Annotated in this window: 14 protein-coding genes; 6 read left to right on the top strand and 8 right to left on the bottom strand. The window is 74.2% G+C overall.

Annotation, left to right across the window (positions count from 1 at the left end; translation table 11 throughout):
- Nucleotides 1-119 precede the first annotated feature (119 nt).
- Nucleotides 120-1,484 (bottom strand): FAD-dependent oxidoreductase, encoded by a 1,365-nt coding sequence (locus ACGF3H_RS06180; protein WP_362499788.1) that lies wholly within the window; start codon nt 1,482-1,484, stop codon nt 120-122.
- Between the two features lie 218 nt (nt 1,485-1,702).
- On the opposite strand from ACGF3H_RS06180, the gene ACGF3H_RS06175 reads away from it, so the two are divergent.
- On the top strand, nt 1,703-3,169 hold the full coding sequence (locus ACGF3H_RS06175; RefSeq protein WP_362499787.1) for an MFS transporter: 1,467 nt from the start codon (nt 1,703-1,705) through the stop codon (nt 3,167-3,169).
- Nucleotides 3,170-3,202: 33 nt separating this feature from the next.
- On the opposite strand, the gene ACGF3H_RS06170 is transcribed toward ACGF3H_RS06175, so the two are convergent.
- Entirely contained in the window at nt 3,203-3,349 is a 147-nt protein-coding gene (locus ACGF3H_RS06170; protein ID WP_362499786.1) for a hypothetical protein, read from the bottom strand.
- Between the two features lie 143 nt (nt 3,350-3,492).
- On the opposite strand from ACGF3H_RS06170, the gene ACGF3H_RS06165 reads away from it, so the two are divergent.
- Complete coding sequence (locus ACGF3H_RS06165; protein ID WP_362499785.1) at nt 3,493-3,666, top strand: CsbD family protein; 174 nt, start codon at nt 3,493-3,495, stop codon at nt 3,664-3,666.
- An 87-nt stretch (nt 3,667-3,753) separates the two neighbouring features.
- Here the strand turns inward: ACGF3H_RS06165 and ACGF3H_RS06160 are convergent, their stop codons facing one another.
- Nucleotides 3,754-4,593 carry a chitosanase gene (locus ACGF3H_RS06160; RefSeq protein WP_362499784.1) on the bottom strand — a complete coding sequence of 280 codons (840 nt, stop codon included), beginning with the start codon at nt 4,591-4,593 and terminating at the stop codon, nt 3,754-3,756.
- Nucleotides 4,594-4,637: 44 nt separating this feature from the next.
- Nucleotides 4,638-7,388, bottom strand: a complete 2,751-nt coding sequence (locus tag ACGF3H_RS06155) for a SpoIIE family protein phosphatase (RefSeq protein ID WP_362499783.1) — start codon at nt 7,386-7,388, stop codon at nt 4,638-4,640.
- A gap of 644 nt (nt 7,389-8,032) precedes the next feature.
- Here ACGF3H_RS06155 and ACGF3H_RS06150 point away from each other — a divergent pair.
- Complete coding sequence (locus ACGF3H_RS06150; RefSeq protein WP_362499782.1) at nt 8,033-9,385, top strand: endo-1,4-beta-xylanase; 1,353 nt, start codon at nt 8,033-8,035, stop codon at nt 9,383-9,385.
- Nucleotides 9,386-9,401: 16 nt separating this feature from the next.
- Here ACGF3H_RS06150 and ACGF3H_RS06145 read toward each other — a convergent pair whose 3' ends face one another.
- Nucleotides 9,402-9,827, bottom strand: coding sequence for a VOC family protein (locus ACGF3H_RS06145; protein WP_362499781.1), 426 nt, complete (start codon nt 9,825-9,827; stop codon nt 9,402-9,404).
- Between the two features lie 360 nt (nt 9,828-10,187).
- Here ACGF3H_RS06145 and ACGF3H_RS06140 point away from each other — a divergent pair, with 360 nt between their 5' ends.
- A complete protein-coding gene (locus ACGF3H_RS06140; protein ID WP_393816461.1) occupies nt 10,188-10,616 on the top strand; it encodes an ATP-binding protein in 429 nt (142 codons plus the stop codon).
- Between the two features lie 33 nt (nt 10,617-10,649).
- Here the strand turns inward: ACGF3H_RS06140 and ACGF3H_RS06135 are convergent, their stop codons facing one another.
- Nucleotides 10,650-11,015 (bottom strand): STAS domain-containing protein, encoded by a 366-nt coding sequence (locus ACGF3H_RS06135; RefSeq protein WP_362499779.1) that lies wholly within the window; start codon nt 11,013-11,015, stop codon nt 10,650-10,652.
- A gap of 163 nt (nt 11,016-11,178) precedes the next feature.
- Here ACGF3H_RS06135 and ACGF3H_RS06130 point away from each other — a divergent pair, with 163 nt between their 5' ends.
- A complete protein-coding gene (locus ACGF3H_RS06130; protein WP_362499792.1) occupies nt 11,179-11,457 on the top strand; it encodes a hypothetical protein in 279 nt (92 codons plus the stop codon).
- A 297-nt stretch (nt 11,458-11,754) separates the two neighbouring features.
- On the opposite strand, the gene ACGF3H_RS06125 is transcribed toward ACGF3H_RS06130, so the two are convergent.
- Nucleotides 11,755-13,338 (bottom strand): glycerol-3-phosphate dehydrogenase/oxidase, encoded by a 1,584-nt coding sequence (locus ACGF3H_RS06125; RefSeq protein WP_362499778.1) that lies wholly within the window; start codon nt 13,336-13,338, stop codon nt 11,755-11,757.
- Nucleotides 13,335-13,952: a TetR/AcrR family transcriptional regulator gene (locus ACGF3H_RS06120; RefSeq protein ID WP_362499777.1), complete on the bottom strand. Its 618-nt coding sequence runs from the start codon at nt 13,950-13,952 to the stop codon at nt 13,335-13,337. The genes ACGF3H_RS06125 and ACGF3H_RS06120 overlap by 4 nt, the downstream gene beginning before the upstream one ends.
- A gap of 69 nt (nt 13,953-14,021) precedes the next feature.
- Between ACGF3H_RS06120 and ACGF3H_RS06115 the strand changes: the two genes are divergently transcribed.
- Complete coding sequence (locus tag ACGF3H_RS06115; RefSeq protein WP_362499776.1) at nt 14,022-15,617, top strand: FAD-binding oxidoreductase; 1,596 nt, start codon at nt 14,022-14,024, stop codon at nt 15,615-15,617.
- Nucleotides 15,618-15,786: the final 169 nt, after the last annotated feature.

The following is a 15,786-nucleotide window of genomic DNA, read 5'->3' as shown; positions in this document are numbered from 1 at the left end:
CCCCCCCCCCCCCCGCCGGGGCCCCCCCCCGCCCCCCCCCCCCCGCCCCCCCCCCGGCCCCGCCCGGGGGGCCGGGGCGGGCGCCCCCCCCCCCCCCCCCGCGCCCGGTCGTCCACGGCTCAGGCGCCGCTCTCCCTGAGCATGTCCTCGCGCTCGACGAGCTTCACGCGCTCGCGCCCCTGCGGCTCGCCCAGCGCCTTCTCCGCGGCGTCCAGGCGGTACCAGCCGTCCCAGGTGGTGAAGCGGACGTTCCGCTCGGCGAGGAAGGCGTCCACGGCCTCCGGGCCGGGGGAGGCGGGCGTGTGCAGGCGGCCGCCCGCGTAGTCCTCCAACAGGTTCGACACCGTCTCGTTGGCGTCGCCCTTGGTGTGGCCGATCAGGCCCACCGGGCCGCGCCGGATCCAGCCGGTGACGTACGTCGACTGCAGGTGCTCGCCGGACTCCTGGACGACGCGCCCGCCCTCGTCCGGCACCGTGCCGGAGTCGAGGTCCCAGGGCAGCTTGGGGAGCTGGTCGGACAGGTAGCCGACGGCCCGGTAGACCGCCTGGACGTCCCAGTCCTTGAACTCTCCGGTGCCCTTGACGTTGCCGGTGCCGTCCAGCGCGGTGCGCTCGGTGCGCAGACCGACGACCTTGCCGTCCTCGCCGAGGATCTCGGCGGGCGACTCGAAGAAGTGCAGGTACAGCTTGTGCGGCCGGTCGCCGACGTCCCGGATCGCCCAGTTCTCCAGCGTCTTGGCGACCATGTCGGCCTGCTTGTTGCCGCGCCGGGTCGCGATGGAGCCGTCGTCGTAGTCGATGTCCTCGGGGTCGACGATGACCTCGATGTTGGGGGAGTGGTCCAGCTCCCGCAGCTCCATGGGGCTGAACTTCGCCTGCGCCGGGCCACGGCGGCCGAAGACGTGGATCTCCAGGGCCTTGTTGGCCTTGAGGCCCTCGTAGACGTTCGGCGGGATCTCGGTCGGCAGCAGCTCGTCGGCCGTCTTGGCGAGGACGCGGGCCACGTCGAGGGCGACGTTGCCGACGCCGAGGACGGCGACCTTCTCCGCCTCCAGCGGCCAGGTGCGCGGCACGTCCGGGTGGCCGTCGTACCAGGACACGAAGTCGGCGGCGCCGTAGGAGCCGTCGAGATCGATACCGGGTATGGACAGCGCCCGGTCGGCGGTGGCGCCCGTGGCGAAGATCACACCGTCGTAGAACGTGCGCAGGTCGTCCAGGCTGATGTCGGTGGGGTAGTCCACGTTGCCGAAGAGACGGATCTGCGGCTTGTCGAGCACCTGGTGCAGGGCGGTGATGATGCCCTTGATCCGCGGATGGTCGGGGGCGACGCCGTAGCGGATGAGCCCGAACGGGGCGGGCATGCGCTCGAAGATGTCGATGGACACGCCGGGGTCGGCGGCCACCTCGGACTTGAGCAGGGCGTCGGCGGCGTAGATCCCGGCCGGGCCGGATCCGACGATGGCTACCCGCAGAGGGCGGGGCATGTTCAGGTTCCCTTCGAGCGGTAACAGATCGACTCTCGGGGAAGCCTAAGCTGAGGCAAGCCTAAGTCGGTACGCGGGTCCCGTCTATGAGGCCATAAGGACGGCTTATGGGATCTCATGGCTCGGCTTTGTGACCCGGGTTTGAACCTCCGGTCACGGGTGACGCAGGCGTGGGGCGCAGCCGCCGCGCCCCCGTCCACCTCCTGAGGGGAGCCCCCGTGCAGCGTCCGGACGACCGCCCGGAACCGAACCGGTGGCGGGCCCTGTGGGTGACGCTGGTCGCCGGTTTCATGACCCTGCTTGACGTGACGATCGTCGCCGTCGCCCTGCCGTCCATGCAGCGGGAACTGCACGCCTCCGCGGCGTCCGTGCAGTGGGTCGTGTCGGGCTACGCCCTCGCGTTCGCCCTGACCCTGGTGACGGCCGGCCGGATCGGCGACGCGTTCGGCAGGCGCCGCGTGTTCCTCGTCGCCCTCGCCGCCTTCGTGGTGTTCAGCGCCGCGGCGGGGGCCGCGCCCGGCATCGGGCTGCTGGTGGCCGCCCGGCTCGCCCAGGGAGTCGCCGCGGGCAGCCTCGCGCCGCAGAACTCGGCCCTGATCCAGCAGCTCTTCCGCGGCGCCGAGCGCGGGCGCGCCTTCGGCCTCTTCGGTGCCACCGTGGGTGTCTCCAGCGCCGTGGGGCCGGTCGTCGGCGGAGTGATCCTCGCACTGGCCGGGCCCGAGGGCTGGCGGTGGATCTTCTACGTCAACGTGCCCGTCGGCGTGCTCGCGCTCCTGCTCGGCCTCCGCCTGCTGCCGCGGGTCGCGCCCGGCGGCCGGGGACGCCTGGACCCGCTGGGCGTCGCGCTCCTGGGGGCCGGGATCCTCGCCGTGATGCTGCCGCTGGTGCTCGCCGAGGCGGGCGGGGTGCGCCGCTCGTGGTGGCTCTTCCCGGCAGGGTTGCTGGTGCTGCTCGGATTCGCGGCTTGGGAGCGCCGCGTCGCCCACCGTGGCGGGCAGCCGCTGCTGGACCCCGGACTGCTCACCGAGACCCGCGGCTATGCCACCGGCGCGGGTCTGGGCGCCCTGTACTTCGTCGGCTTCAGCGGAGTCTGGCTCGTCTTCGCGCTCTTCTTCCAGAACGGGTTGGGATTCTCACCGCTCATGTCCGGACTGGCGGTGACCCCGTTCGCCGTGGGCTCCGCCACCGCTGCGGCCGTGGCGGGCCGGCTCGTGGAGCGGCTGGGCCGGCTGCTGACCGTCTGGGGACTCGTCGCCGTCATGGCGGGGCTCGGGACGACCGCGCTGGTGCTGTGGCTCGCGCCGTCCGACCGCGCCGCCTGGTTCGCCGCCCCGGCACTGCTGGTGGGCGGGCTCGGCAGCGGCTGCGTGATCTCCCCGAACATCACCATGACGCTGCGCGACGTTCCGGTGCGGATGGCCGGCGCGGCCGGCGGGGCCCTCCAGACGGGACAGCGCCTCGGCGGCGCCGTGGGCACCGCCGCGTTGCCGGGACTGTTCTACCTGACGCTGAAGGCCACCCACGACGACTACCACGAGGCCATGGCGCTGTCGGTCGGCTCCGGTGTCGCCGCCATGCTGTGCGCCCTGACCGTCGCCGTCCTCGACTGGCGCCGCGACCGCCACGACGAGGACGGCTGCCCGCCGGAGGCGGCCCACAGCCACACCCATGCCGGGCAGGGCTGAGGGGCCGGCCCGCCGGGCACCCTCCCGGTCCGCTCAGCGACGCTTGCCGAACTTGCGGAACATCTCCTGCGCCTGCGCACGGCGGCGGGGGTCCGCGGCGGCGCGGCGCACCTGCTCCGCCGCCCGGCGGCCCTGCGGGCTGCGCGCGAACTCCTTGATCCGGTTCAGCATTCCGGCCATGACGTCCTCCGGGTCGGGGTCTGTCCTCCACGTACGCCGTCCTTGTACCCGGCGGTCCCCGGATCAGCCCGCGGGTTTGGCGCCGCCGGGACGGGCGACCCGCAGGGCAGGACATCGCAACCTACGCCGTGAGGTGAGCGCACGTGGCCGGCAACCAGAAGTCCAAGGCCAAGATGGAACAGGCCAAGGGGAAGGCGAAGGAGACGGCGGGGCGTGCCGTCGGCAACGAGAGGATGACGGCCGAGGGCCGCGCCGAGCAGTCGAAGGGCGACGCACGCCAGGCCAAGGAGAAGGGCAAGGACGCCTTCCGGCACTGACGCCGGCGGCGGCGAAGCGGTAACCGCGGCGGGCCGCGGGAGCGGGCTCACGGCCCCTTCCGCGGCCCGCCGCCGTGTCCGGCGCGATCAGTCGATGCGGTAGCTGTCGCCGTACACCCGCCAGTGCAGCGGCGGGTCGAGGTCGAGGTTGCCCGCACGCAGGAAGACGCGCTGTGCCGTGTCGACCCGGCTCGTGTCGCTGTGCGCCGCCTCCTGCCGCATCGCCCACACCCGGGCGTCGAGGAAGGCGTGCAGGTAGGTCGCCTCGTCACCGCCGCGGGCCGGGGGCCGGGCCTGGCGAAGGGCCCGCTCGCGGATCGCGGGGAAGCCGGCGCGGTCGTCGCCGCCGCCGTGCATCACGATCGCGTCGTAGTACGCGAACTGGCCGAGCGCCCGCAGCCCGTCCTCGGTGGCCTGCCGGACGGCCGGGCCGAAGTACACGCGGTCGCGCTCGTCGTCCTGCGCCCGGCGGAACTCCGCCTCGCGGGCGGCCCGGCGCCAGTCCCCGGGGAAGTCCGGGTCGAGGCCGCGGTGCGAGTCGGAACCGTTCACCTCGCGCAGCGCGGGCAGATGACGCGCGAGCACGTTGCCCGGACTGCGACCGGTGTGGAGCTCCACCAGGTCGAGCATGTCCCCGGTGCCGGAGCAGAACCCGATGATGCCTCCCGTGTAACCGCGGCCGTCCCCGATGTCCTCGATGTAGGCGTACTGCGCCTTCCAGTCGAGCGAGGAGTTCTCGGCGCTCGACACCAGGCGCATCGCGATCTCCTTCTTCACCGGGTCGTCGAGCCCCGGCCGGCGCCCCGGCGCCGCACGGGACGTCCGCAGGAGCGGGAGCGCCGCCGCCGGTGACGCGGAGGTCAGGGCGAGCAGGGCGCGGCGCAGGACACCCCGGGGGCGCGCCGGACCGGGGGACGGTTGGTTCACGGATTCTCCTGGTGTTCGTACCGGCGGACGGGTGCTCGGCCCGGTCAGGGCACCGGCTGCTCCGCCCAGATGACCTTGCCGTCCGGCGTGTAGCGGGTGCCCCACCGTTCGGCGAGCTGGGCCACGAGGAACAGTCCGCGCCCGCCCTCGTCGGTCATGGCCGCGTAGCGCAGGTGCGGCGAGGTGCTGCTGCTGTCGAACACCTCGCATATCAGGCTGCGGTCGCGCAGCACCCGCACGTGGACGGTCTCACCGCCGTAGCGGATCGCGTTGGTGACGAGCTCGCTCAGGATCAGCTCCGTCGTGAACGCCAGCTCGTCCAGCCCCCACTCCGCCAGCCGCCGGGTGACCTGCGCACGCACCTCGCCGACGGCGGCCGGGTCGTTCGGCACCGGCCACTCGGCGACCCGGTCCGGGCCCAGGACGCGGGTCCGGGCGACGAGCAGGGCGATGTCGTCGCCCGGCCGGTCCGGGAGCCGGGCGTCGAGGACGGCCCGGCAGGTGTCCTCGGGCGACTCGCCCGCGCTCTCCAGCGCCCCGCGCAGCTGTTCGAGACCGACGTCGATGTCGTGCTCCCGGTCCTCCACGAGCCCGTCGGTGTAGAGCACGAGCCGGCTGCCCTCCGCCAGGCGCAGCTCGGTCGTCTCGAACGGCAGACCGCCCAGGCCCAGCGGGGGTCCGGCGGGCACCTCGGGGAACTCCACGCCGCCGTCGGGGCGGACCAGCGCGGGCGGCGGATGGCCGGCCCGGGCGACCACACAGGTGCCGGCGACCGGGTCGTAGATCGCGTAGAGGCAGGTGGCACCGGTCACCGGGGCGCTGCCGTCCTCGGCGGCCTCGTCCTGGTCGATCCGGGCGACCAGCTCGTCCAGCAGGGTGAGCAGTTCGTCGGGCGGCAGGTCCAGTGTGGAGAAGTTGTGCACCGCCGTCCGCAGCCGTCCCATGGTGGCCGCGGCGTGCAGACCGTGGCCGACGACATCGCCCACCACGAGCGCCACCCGGGCACCGGAGAGCGGCAGCACGTCGAACCAGTCGCCGCCCACCCCGGCCTGCGCGGGCAGATACCGGTGGGCGACCTCCAGGGCGTTCTGCTCGGGCATCCTGCGGGGCAGCAGGCTCCGCTGGAGCGTCACCGCCATGCCGTGCTCGCGCGTGTAGCGGCGCGCGTTGTCGATGGAGACCGCGGCGCGCGCGACCAGTTCCTCGGCGAGCGCCAGGTCGTCCTCGTCGAACGGTTCGGGCCGCCGGGAACGCCAGAAGCCGACCACCCCCAGCACCAGGGCGCCCGCGCGCAGCGGCACGGTGATCAGCGAGTGGATGCCGTACTCCACGATCTGCGCCGAGCGCTCGAGGTCCTGTGCCTGCCAGCCCGGGGCCCGGCCGAGGTCCGGCTCCAGGACCGGGCGGCCGGTGGCCAGGGTCTCGGCCTGCGGGGAGGAGGGCACGAAGCGGATCTGCCGGCCCACCGGGTACAGCGGCGCCTCCTCGTCGACGCCGTTGAGCGCGGCGCGGCGCAGTGGGGTCACCGCCTCCGGCTGGCCGCCGCTGAGCACCGCGTCGAACAGGTCCACGGTGACGTAGTCCGCGAACCGGGGCGCGGCGAGCTCCGCCAGTTCCTCGGCGGTCCGGGTGACGTCCAGGCTGGTGCCGATGCCCACCCCGGCGTCGTACAGCATGTCCAGCCGCTCACGGGCGGTCTCGGCACGGCCGGACAGGGCCCGCAGCTCCGTGGAGTCGCGCAGGGTGGCGACGCTGCCGGGCGGGCCGCCCCGCTCGTCCGTGGGCCGCAGGTTGATGGCCAGCAGCCGGTCCTTGACCAGGTGCACCTCGTCCGTGGCCACCCGCCCGGAGTCCAGCAGCCGCGCCGTGTCGGCCGGCAGCCCGAGGTCCAGGACGTGCCGGCCCTCGGCGTCGGCGGGCAGGTCGAGGAGGCGGTGCGCCTCGTCGTTCGCGAGCAGCAGCCTGCCCTCCCCGCCGACGATGAGCACGCCCTCCCGGACGGAGTGCAGAACCGCGTCGTGGTGTTCGTACATCCGGGTCATCTCGTGCGGGCCCAGGCCGTGCGTCTGCCGCAGCAGCCGCCGGCTGACCAGCGCCGTGCCCGCGGTGGCGAGGGCCAGGCCGACGCCCGCGGTGATCAGTACCAGCGGCAGCTGCCGGTCGGCGGCGCCGCCCACGTTCTCCGTCGTGATGCCGGCCGAGACCAGGCCGACGACCTTCCCGTCCGGCGCCTCGACCGGCACCACGGCCTGGACCAGCCGGCCTATGGTGCCGTCGATCTCCTCGGTGACGGTCTGCCCCTCCAGCGCGGGGGCGATGTTCCCGACGAACTTCTTGCCGATGCGGTCGGGGACCGGATGGGTGTAGCGGATCCCGTCGGTGTTCAGGACGACGACGAAGTCCACGCCCGTCGCCTCGCGTGCCGCCTCGGCCCGCGGCTGGAGCACCGCGGTGGGGTCGGGGCTGCGCAGCGCCTCGACGATGCCGGGGGAGTTCGCGAACGACGAGGCCACCGCGACCGACCGGTTGCGGGCCTCCACGGTGGTGTCGTGCTGCACCTGGAGCACGAGCGAGACCGCCGCCACCACCACGAGCAGCAGCACGATCACCACGTTCAGCACGAAGACCTGTCCGGCGACGCTGCGTCCGGACAGCGCCGACCGCAGAGCCGTGACTCGACCCCGCCGCCCCGCGGCCGCTGCCCGCCGTGACCGGTCCGCGTCGCGCTGCCGGGCGAGCGAACCGATGGGACGACGGGGTGACCGCTCTCCCGATCGACCCATCAGTCGGACCATGTGCCCATGTCTACACTGCCGGGCCGCGTGAGGCGAGGGGCACCCGCGGGGACGGCGGCGTCCCGGAGGGCGGGCCCGTGGCCGGGCCGGCGCGGTGCGAGCAGGAGGACGGTGCCGTCGGGGCGGTCGGTGGCGTGCCGTGCCGCCGCGGTGAGCCGGTCGGCCACCCCCGCGAGCGCGCGGCCACCGGGACCCGCCGCGGAGGCAGCGCCTCGGCCAGGACCACCCGGAGCGCGGTGAGCCGTCGTCGACGTCGGTGTGCCGGACCGTTCCCCCTGTCCGTCGGTGTGCTGCGCGAGGACGGCCTCGGAAACGAGCCGGGACTCGGTCAGCGGGCGTGGCTGGCGGGCCCGCGCCCGGCACTGCCCGCCCGGGAGGGCCGGCAGCCCGGTGCGCCCGTCCGGGTGGCGCACGATCGGCGGCGGACGCCCGGCGCGGGCCCGTCCCCAGGTGTTCCGGTTCTCCGGGCCTTCTGGCCCTGAAGACGGGTGGATCCGGCCATGTCGTGAGGAGCGTTGACCCCGGGGACGGGAGTCCGTAACCTCCTCCGCGACATTCGGAAAGAAGTCCGAAACTTTCGTAGTTCCCGTTCCTCCGCGCACCTTCAGCCCCCACCGCACTGTCGCGACACAGGAAGGAATGTCATGTACATGTCTTTACGGCGCCTGGGGAGAGCCGCCACGGCCGGGCTCGTCGCCGCGGCGGCGCTCACCGCCGCGGCCCACTCCGCCGAGGCCGCCGACACGCTCGGCTCCGCGGCGGCCGGCAAGGGCCGCTACGTCGGCACCGCCGTCGCCGCCGGCCACCTCGGCGAGGCCGCCTACGCGGCCACCCTCGACCGCGAGTTCACCTCGGTGACGCCCGAGAACGAGATGAAGTGGGACGCCGTCGAGTCCACCCGGAACACCTTCACCTTCGGCGCCGCCGACCAGATCGTGAATCACGCCGAGGGCCAGGGCATGGACGTCCGCGGCCACACCCTCGTCTGGCACTCCCAGCTGCCCTCCTGGGTGGGCGGCCTGGGCGCCTCGGACCTGCGCGCGGCGATGAACAACCACATCACCCGCGTGATGGACCACTACAAGGGACGGATCCACAGCTGGGACGTCGTCAACGAGGCCTTCCAGGACGGCGGCAGCGGCGCCCGCCGCAGCTCACCCTTCCAGGACAAGCTGGGCGACGGCTTCATCGAGGAGGCGTTCCGCACGGCGCGGGCCGCGGACCCGGCCGCCAAGCTCTGCTACAACGACTACAACACCGACGGCGTCAACGCGAAGAGCAATGCCGTGTACGCGATGGTCAAGGACTTCACGTCGCGCGGCGTGCCCATCGACTGCGTCGGCTTCCAGTCCCACTTCAACAGCGCCTCCCCGGTCCCGTCCGACTACCGGGCCAACCTCCAGCGCTTCGCCGACCTCGGTGTCGACGTGCAGATCACCGAGCTGGACATCGAGGGTTCCGGCACCGCCCAGGCGAACAGCTACCGGACGGTGACCGAGGCGTGCCTCGCGGTGAGCCGCTGCGCCGGCATCACCGTCTGGGGCGTCACCGACAAGTACTCGTGGCGCAGCGGCGGCACCCCGCTGCTGTTCGACGGCGACTACGGCAAGAAGCCCGCGTACGACGCGGTCCTGGCCGCCCTCGGGGGCACGGGCGGCGGTGACGGGGGAGACGGTGGAGGCGACGGCACGGTGAGCTGCACCGCCACCTACACGCGGACCGCGGACTGGAACACCGGCTACAACGGCCAGGTCACCATCACCGCCGGCAGCAAGCCGGTCACCTCGTGGTCGACGACGGTCACGCTGACGTCACCGCAGCAGGTCTCGGCCACGTGGAACGGCTCGCCGTCCTGGGACGCCGGCGGCCACGTCATGACGGTGCGGCCGAGCTGGAACGGCTCCCTGGCGGCCGGGGCGTCGACCACCTTCGGGTTCACCGTGGCGAAGAACGGCAGCGCCGCCGCGCCGGTCGTCGGCCCCTGCACCGCCTCCTGAGCCTCCCGCGGGGCCGTCAGGGCCGGACGTAGGGCCGGGTCATGATCTCCAGGTTGTGGCCGTCCGGATCGTCGAAGTACGCGCCCCGGCCACCGAACAGCCGGTTGATGCGGCCGGGTTCGGTGTGCCGGGGGTCGGCGTAGTAGGTGACGCCGACCGCGTCCAGGCGGGTGATCATGCCGTCGAACCGCTCCTCGGGCACGAGGAACGCGTAGTGCTGCGGCTGGATCGGCTCGTCCCGCTGCTCGTAGTAGTCGAGGGTCACGCCGTTGCCGAGGTCGACGGGCAGGAACGGGCCGAACGGGGCGCCGACCTCCAGCCCGAGGATCGCGGCGAGGAACTCGGCGGACAGCCGCCGGTCCGTGGCGAGGACGGCGGTGTGGTTCAGCTCCACGGCGCCGGCCGACTGAGGGGCGTGCGGGTGCTGCTGGTCGTCAGGCATGGTGTCGGAGGTCTCCGGTCTCGGTTCGGTGGTGCGGCGCCCGCTGTGGGGGCGTCCGGAACGAGGTGGTGGAGACGGGAGGCGGGCCTCGGGCCCGCCGCGAGGTCACGCGGGGGCCGGGACCCTCACTCGTGTGTGGCTCATGGCCGACCCGGCAGTCACGCTGCCGACATTACCGACCGCCGCGGACGACGGTCAACGCCGTTTCCGGCGGCCTTCGGTGCCCGTCGCCCGTCCGGAACACGGTGTGTCCGGCGGAAGTTGAGGCAAAGTGAGGGGCTGGGCCGGTTCGGTGCGTATCGTGAGTCACCGCGGCCATCGCTTCCATTCCTCGGCCCGGACCGGACGGTGAGGCTCTGTATGACTCCGGCGCACAGCCCCGATGCCGCGGACGCCCCTGCCGTGTCCACCGTGGTGGAGTTCAGGGGCGGATCGGCGATGATCCCGGCCTCCCGGGACGTCGTCCAGGGCTTCGTCGCGCGACTCGCCGACGCCGGCGTGAGAACGGCCGACACCTTCCTGGACGCCGCCCGCCTGGTCGCCAGCGAACTGGTGACGAACGCGCTCCGGCACGCGCCCGGCCCGTGCCGGCTGGAGCTGACACTGGTGGAGGGCGGCGTGGAGATCGCCGTGTCCGACACGGGGCAGGACTTCCCCACCTTCCTGCCGAGCGACCCCCTGCGCGTCGGCCGGCACGGACTGGAGATCGTGACGCGGCTGTGCGACGAGGTCATCACCAAGCCGCACACGACCGGCAAGACCGTCTCCGCGCGTCTGCCGCTGCGGTGACCCGCCCGCCCCGGCGGCACGGGCCCGCCGCCCTCAGGCGGCCAGGGCCTGGTCGACGGTGGGGTAGCAGGGGATGAGCGTGTCCACGCCGACGAGCTGCAGGACCCGCAGGACGGCCTGCTGCGGCGCGGCCAGCCGGAAGAGGACGCCACGGGACGCGGCGGCCTGGTGGGCGGTGATCAGCACGTTGATGCCGCTGGAGTCCAGGAAGGCGACCTCCGAGAAGTCGACCACCGTGCACGGCGCCGTCTGCACACAGGACAGCAGGACGTCGCTGAGCTGACTGCTGCCGTCGAGATCGACTTCTCCCGCGAGGGTGACGACGCTGACGTCGCCGCCCGTGGTGGTACGGGTGATCAGCAGCCGCTCGGGTACTGCCGCTCCCTCGATGTCCGCCACGCTTCCCTCACCTCTCGCATATGCCAAGCCGTCGTCGGTGGGTTGATGTTAAGGCCCTTCGGGGTTCGTGTGTGCCCGTTGTGCAGACCGGAAAGGGACCTCCGGGCGGTCCGCGGAGGCTCGACGCGCGCGATGGCCGCCCTCTGACTACGGTCGAGGTGTGGTGGCTCACACTTTCGAAGAGCTCGTGCAGAAGCGTCGCGCGGCGGACCAGGCACACCACCGGGTCGAGGAACTGCGCGACTCGTACGGGCCTCCAACGCAGCAGGAGTGGACCCGGCGGCAGTCGCAGACGTACGAGACCGCCGTACGGGCATGGCGCGACCTGGACCGGGACGCGCAGACCGCGATGACGGACTACGTCAAGGAGGAGGGCCAGTCCCGGCACAAGCTCGAGGCGAAGGTCCGCAAGGCCGTCCAGGACGGCCGGCCCGGCACCTGACCCGCCCGTCACCGGCCGCCCCGCCAGGGCGGCCGGTCACGTCCTTCGGTGCCCGCCGGGCCTCTCCGGCCGGGGGCACGCACCTGTGCTCCGAGCCGCGGCCCGCGGCCCGCGGGTCCGGCCCGGCCTGCGGTGCCGCGATGTGCGTGCCGCCGCGGTTCCGGTGAGCCCGCGCGTCCGGGGCCCGGGTCGGTCCTGTCGGGCCGCCGGCCGGGCGGCCCGGGCGGTCACGTCCTTCCGCGCCCGCCGGCTTCCGGCGGCAGGGGCCGCACACGCGTGGTCCGGGCCGGGCCCGGGTCAGCCCTGTGCGGCCGTCGCCTCGGCGACGAGGGCGCGAACCGTGGCCAGCGCCGCGGCCCGGTCCGTGGGTACCAGGCCGATGCGGGTGCGCCGGTCGAGCAGGTCGGCCTCGTCGAGCGCGCCCTCGTGACGCACCGCCCACACCAGTTCGGCCCCGGTCACCGGGTGGCCGGGCACGACGCGCTCCCCGAGCCGGGGGTCGAGGTCGGCGAGGGCCTGCACGGCCGGTGCCTCCGTGCCGTAGAGCCGCACCAGACGGCGCGGCGCCCGCAGTGCGGCGAGGACGTGCGGCGCGGCGGCGCCGACCAGCGGCAGCGCGGCGGTGGTGGAGGGCCCGGCCGTGAGACCGCGGGCGGCGACGGCGGCGTCCACGGCGTCCTCGGCCATGCGCCGGTACGTCGTAAGCTTGCCGCCCACCACGGTGGTCACGCCCTCCGCCGAGGTGAGCACGGCGTGCCGGCGGGAGATGTCCGCGGTGCGGGCCCCGGCCCCGGCCCGGTCCTGCGGCGTGGTGTCCAGCAGCGGACGCAGGCCCGCGAAGGCGCCGACCACGTCCTCGCGGTGGACGGGCACGTCCAGTACCGAGCCGAGCACGTCGAGCAGGAAGCCGATGTCGGTCTCCGGCACCTCGGGAACGTCCGGGACCGGGCCGTCGACGGGCTCGTCGGTCAGGCCGACGTAGACCCGGCCGTCCCCCTGGGGCAGGACCAGGACGAAGCGGTTGGTCTCCCCGGGGATCGGGACGTGCAGCCCCGCGGGCAGCGGACCGATGCGGTCCGAGCGCAGCACCAGGTGGGTGCCGCGGGAGGGCCGGATCCGGATGCCGTCCACGAGGCCGCCGGCCCACACCCCGGAGGCGTTGATCACCGCGCGGGCACGGATCTCGCCGGTCTCGCCGGAGACCTCGTCGCGTATCCGGGCGCCGGACCCGGTCAGCTCCAGGGCTCGTACCCGGGTCAGGATCCGGGCGCCGCGCGCGGCGGCGGTGCGGGCCAGGGCGGTCACCAGCCGGGCGTCGTCGGTGAGCCGGCCGTCCCAGGACAGCAGCCCGCCGCGCAGTCCGGTGGAGCGCAGCGCCGGGGCGAGGTGGCGGGTCTCCACGGCGGACAGCCGGCGGGGCGCGGGGAGCGTCGCCCGGGCCGTGCGCGCCGCGAGCCGCAGCGTGTCGCCGGCCCGGAACCCCGCCCAGGCCAGCGCGGCCTGGGAACGCGAGACCAGGGGCGTCAGCGGCAGCACGAACGGCTGGGCGCGCACCAGGTGCGGGGCGGTGCGCTCCATCAGCACGCCCCGCTCCACCGCGCTCTCGTGGGCGACGTCGAGCTGGGCGGAGGCGAGGTAGCGCAGCCCGCCGTGGACGAGCTTCGAGCTCCACCGGGAGGTGCCGAAGGCCAGGTCGTGGGCGTCCACGGCGACGACGTCGAGGCCCCGGGCCGCCGCGTCCAGGGCGACCCCGGCGCCGGTCGCGCCGAGGCCGACGACCAGGACGTCGACGACCGGGCCGCCGACGGTGCCCGTCAGTTCCCGCGAACGCCGTGCGGCGGACAGGGCGGCACCGGCGGCGGGGCTGCTGGTGGGGCTCATGGCGTGAGGGTCCTCTCGAGGATGGTCCGCAGCTCCGCGAGGAGGGCCGCGGCGGTCAGGTCGGGGTCGTCCTCGTCGGTCATGGTCCGCAGGGACAGGGCGAAGGACTGCACGACCAGCAGCACGGACCGTGCCTGCCGCTCGGGCGGCGCCGCGCGGACCGACCCGTCGGCGTGCCCCTCCCGCAGCGCGGCGGCCAGCAGCTCCAGGAGGGCCTCCTGGCTCGCCCCGCGCCGGTCCAGGACGTAGGGCAGCAGCAGCTCGGGGTCGACGTCGACGATCTTGCGGAAGAGCGGGTGGGCACGGAACGCCTCCACCCCCGCCACCATCCCCTCCACGATGCGCGGGCGGGTGTCCAGCCCGGGCCGGGGTGCGGGGACGGCCCCCGTGGCGACGGCGATCCACTCCCGGGTCATCAGGTCGCCGACCAGTGACCGCACGTCCGGCCACCGCCGGTAGAGCGTCATCCGGGAGACGCCGGCGCGACGGGCGACGTCGGTCATGGTCGTGCGGCGGACGCCGACGGCCAGGACGCAGTCGCGTACGGCGTCGAGCACCGTGTCGTTGTCCGAGGAGTTCGGCCGGCTCGCATGGTTGTGACGATTGGGCGTCATGTGTAACAGTGTAACGCCAGTGAGGCCGCACGGGCGGCATCCCCGCATCGACGGTGAGGACGACAGGCGATGGACATGCTGTGGAACGGCTGGGGCGATCCCGCCCGGGCGACGCCGCTGCCCGACACCGTGACCGGGCTGCTGCGCGATGTGCTCGGCGTCGAGGCGAGCGCCGGCGCGTCCGTCCGCCTGGAGGAGATCGGTCTCCCCGCCGCACTGGACGACCCGGCCCGCCAGGCGCTGCTCGCCGCCGTCGGCGACCGCGCCGACAGCGTGCGCACGGACGCCGAGTCGCGCGTCCGGCACACCCGTGGCAAGTCCACTCCCGATCTGCTGCGCATGCGGCAGGGCGACGTCCGCGACACCCCCGCCGCCGTCGTCCTGCCCGGCAGCCACGACGAGGTGCTCGCGGTCATGCGGGCCTGTGCCGAACACGGCCTCGCGCTGGTCCCGTTCGGCGGCGGCACCTCCGTGGTCGGCGGCCTCGCCCCCGGCCGGCCGGGCCCCTTCGTCGCCCTGGACCTGCGGCACATGAACCGCCTGCTCGACCTCGACCCGGTCTCCCGCACCGCCGTGCTGCAACCCGGCCTGCGCGCTCCCGAGGCCGAGGCCCTCCTCGCCGAACACGGCTACACGCTCGGCCACTTCCCCCAGTCCTACGAGTGGGCGACCATCGGCGGCTTCGCCGCGACCCGTTCCAGCGGTCAGGCCTCCGCCGGGTACGGCCGCTTCGACGACATGGTGCTGGGCCTGACCCTCGCCACCCCCGAGGGCACCCTCGACACGGGCCGCGCCCCCCGCTCGGCGGCCGGCCCCGACCTGCGCCAGCTGGTGCTGGGCTCGGAGGGCGCGTTCGGCGTCATCACCTCCGTGACCGTGCGCGTCCGGCCTGTGCCGGACGTCCGCCGCTACGAGGGCTGGCGCTTCGCCTCCTTCGACGAGGGCGCCGCCGCCCTGCGCCGGCTGGCCCAGGACGGGCCGCGTCCGACGGTGCTGAGGCTGTCCGACGAGACCGAGACCCTGATCGGCCTGGCCCAGCCCGACGCCATCGGCGCCTCCCTCGCCGAACAGGACGCCGGATGCCTCGCCGTCGTCGGCTTCGAGGGCACCGAACGGGACACCGCGCACCGCAGGGAAGCGGCGGCGGCCGTTCTCGCCGAGTGCGGCGGCACGTTCGCCGGCGCGGAACCGGGGGAGCGGTGGGCGCACGGCCGGTACTCGGCGCCCTATCTGCGCGACTCCCTGCTGGACGCCGGGGCGCTGGCCGAGACCCTGGAGACCGCGGCCTACTGGTCCCGCATCCCCGGGCTGTACACGGCCGTCCGCGACGCGCTCACCACGACGCTCACCGAGGCCGGCACCCCGCCGCTGGTCATGTGCCACATCTCGCACGTGTACGAGAACGGCGCCTCCCTGTACTTCACCGTCGTCTCCGCCCAGGGCGGCGACGCCGTGGCGCACTGGACGCGGGCCAAGCAAGCCGCCAACGAGGCGATCCTCGCCGCCGGCGGCACCATCACCCACCACCACGCGGTCGGCACCGACCACCGCGACTGGTACGTCCGGGAGGCGGGCCCCCTGGGCATCGAGGCCCTGCGAGCCGTCAAGCGGCGCCTGGACCCGGCCGGGCTGCTCAACCCGGGTGTCCTCCTGCCCGGCGACTAGCGGGTGTCGTCCGGATCAGGCCGGCTCCGGGCAACGGTGCCGGGCAACCGGCCCGTGCCGGACCCCGCGACTCCGGCGAGATACGGACGACCCCCCAGGCACCCCGCGACCCGAACGACACGCCCCCGCCGGCCGGCCCCCGGCCGTCCCGTGGGACAACAGTCCGGCA

The organism is Streptomyces sp. NPDC048185, from assembly GCF_043202495.1.
In the GTDB taxonomy this organism is placed as follows: domain Bacteria; phylum Actinomycetota; class Actinomycetes; order Streptomycetales; family Streptomycetaceae; genus Streptomyces.
The sequence above is the reverse complement of the archived record's forward strand: the minus strand, read 5'-3'. Positions and strand labels throughout refer to the sequence as shown.

Excerpts from the sequence above, each read along its gene's own strand:
- ACGF3H_RS06140 (WP_393816461.1), top strand. The coding sequence starts at position 10,188 with ATGACTCCGGCGCACAGCCCCGATGCCGCGGACGCCCCTGCCGTGTCC.
- ACGF3H_RS06145 (WP_362499781.1), bottom strand. The coding sequence starts at position 9,827 with ATGCCTGACGACCAGCAGCACCCGCACGCCCCTCAGTCGGCCGGCGCC.
- ACGF3H_RS06180 (WP_362499788.1), bottom strand. The coding sequence starts at position 1,484 with ATGCCCCGCCCTCTGCGGGTAGCCATCGTCGGATCCGGCCCGGCCGGG.
- ACGF3H_RS06125 (WP_362499778.1), bottom strand. The coding sequence starts at position 13,338 with ATGAGCCCCACCAGCAGCCCCGCCGCCGGTGCCGCCCTGTCCGCCGCA.
- ACGF3H_RS06170 (WP_362499786.1), bottom strand. The coding sequence starts at position 3,349 with ATGGCCGGAATGCTGAACCGGATCAAGGAGTTCGCGCGCAGCCCGCAG.
- ACGF3H_RS06115 (WP_362499776.1), top strand. The coding sequence starts at position 14,022 with ATGGACATGCTGTGGAACGGCTGGGGCGATCCCGCCCGGGCGACGCCG.
- ACGF3H_RS06155 (WP_362499783.1), bottom strand. The coding sequence starts at position 7,388 with ATGGTCCGACTGATGGGTCGATCGGGAGAGCGGTCACCCCGTCGTCCC.
- ACGF3H_RS06120 (WP_362499777.1), bottom strand. The coding sequence starts at position 13,952 with ATGACGCCCAATCGTCACAACCATGCGAGCCGGCCGAACTCCTCGGAC.
- ACGF3H_RS06150 (WP_362499782.1), top strand. The coding sequence starts at position 8,033 with ATGTACATGTCTTTACGGCGCCTGGGGAGAGCCGCCACGGCCGGGCTC.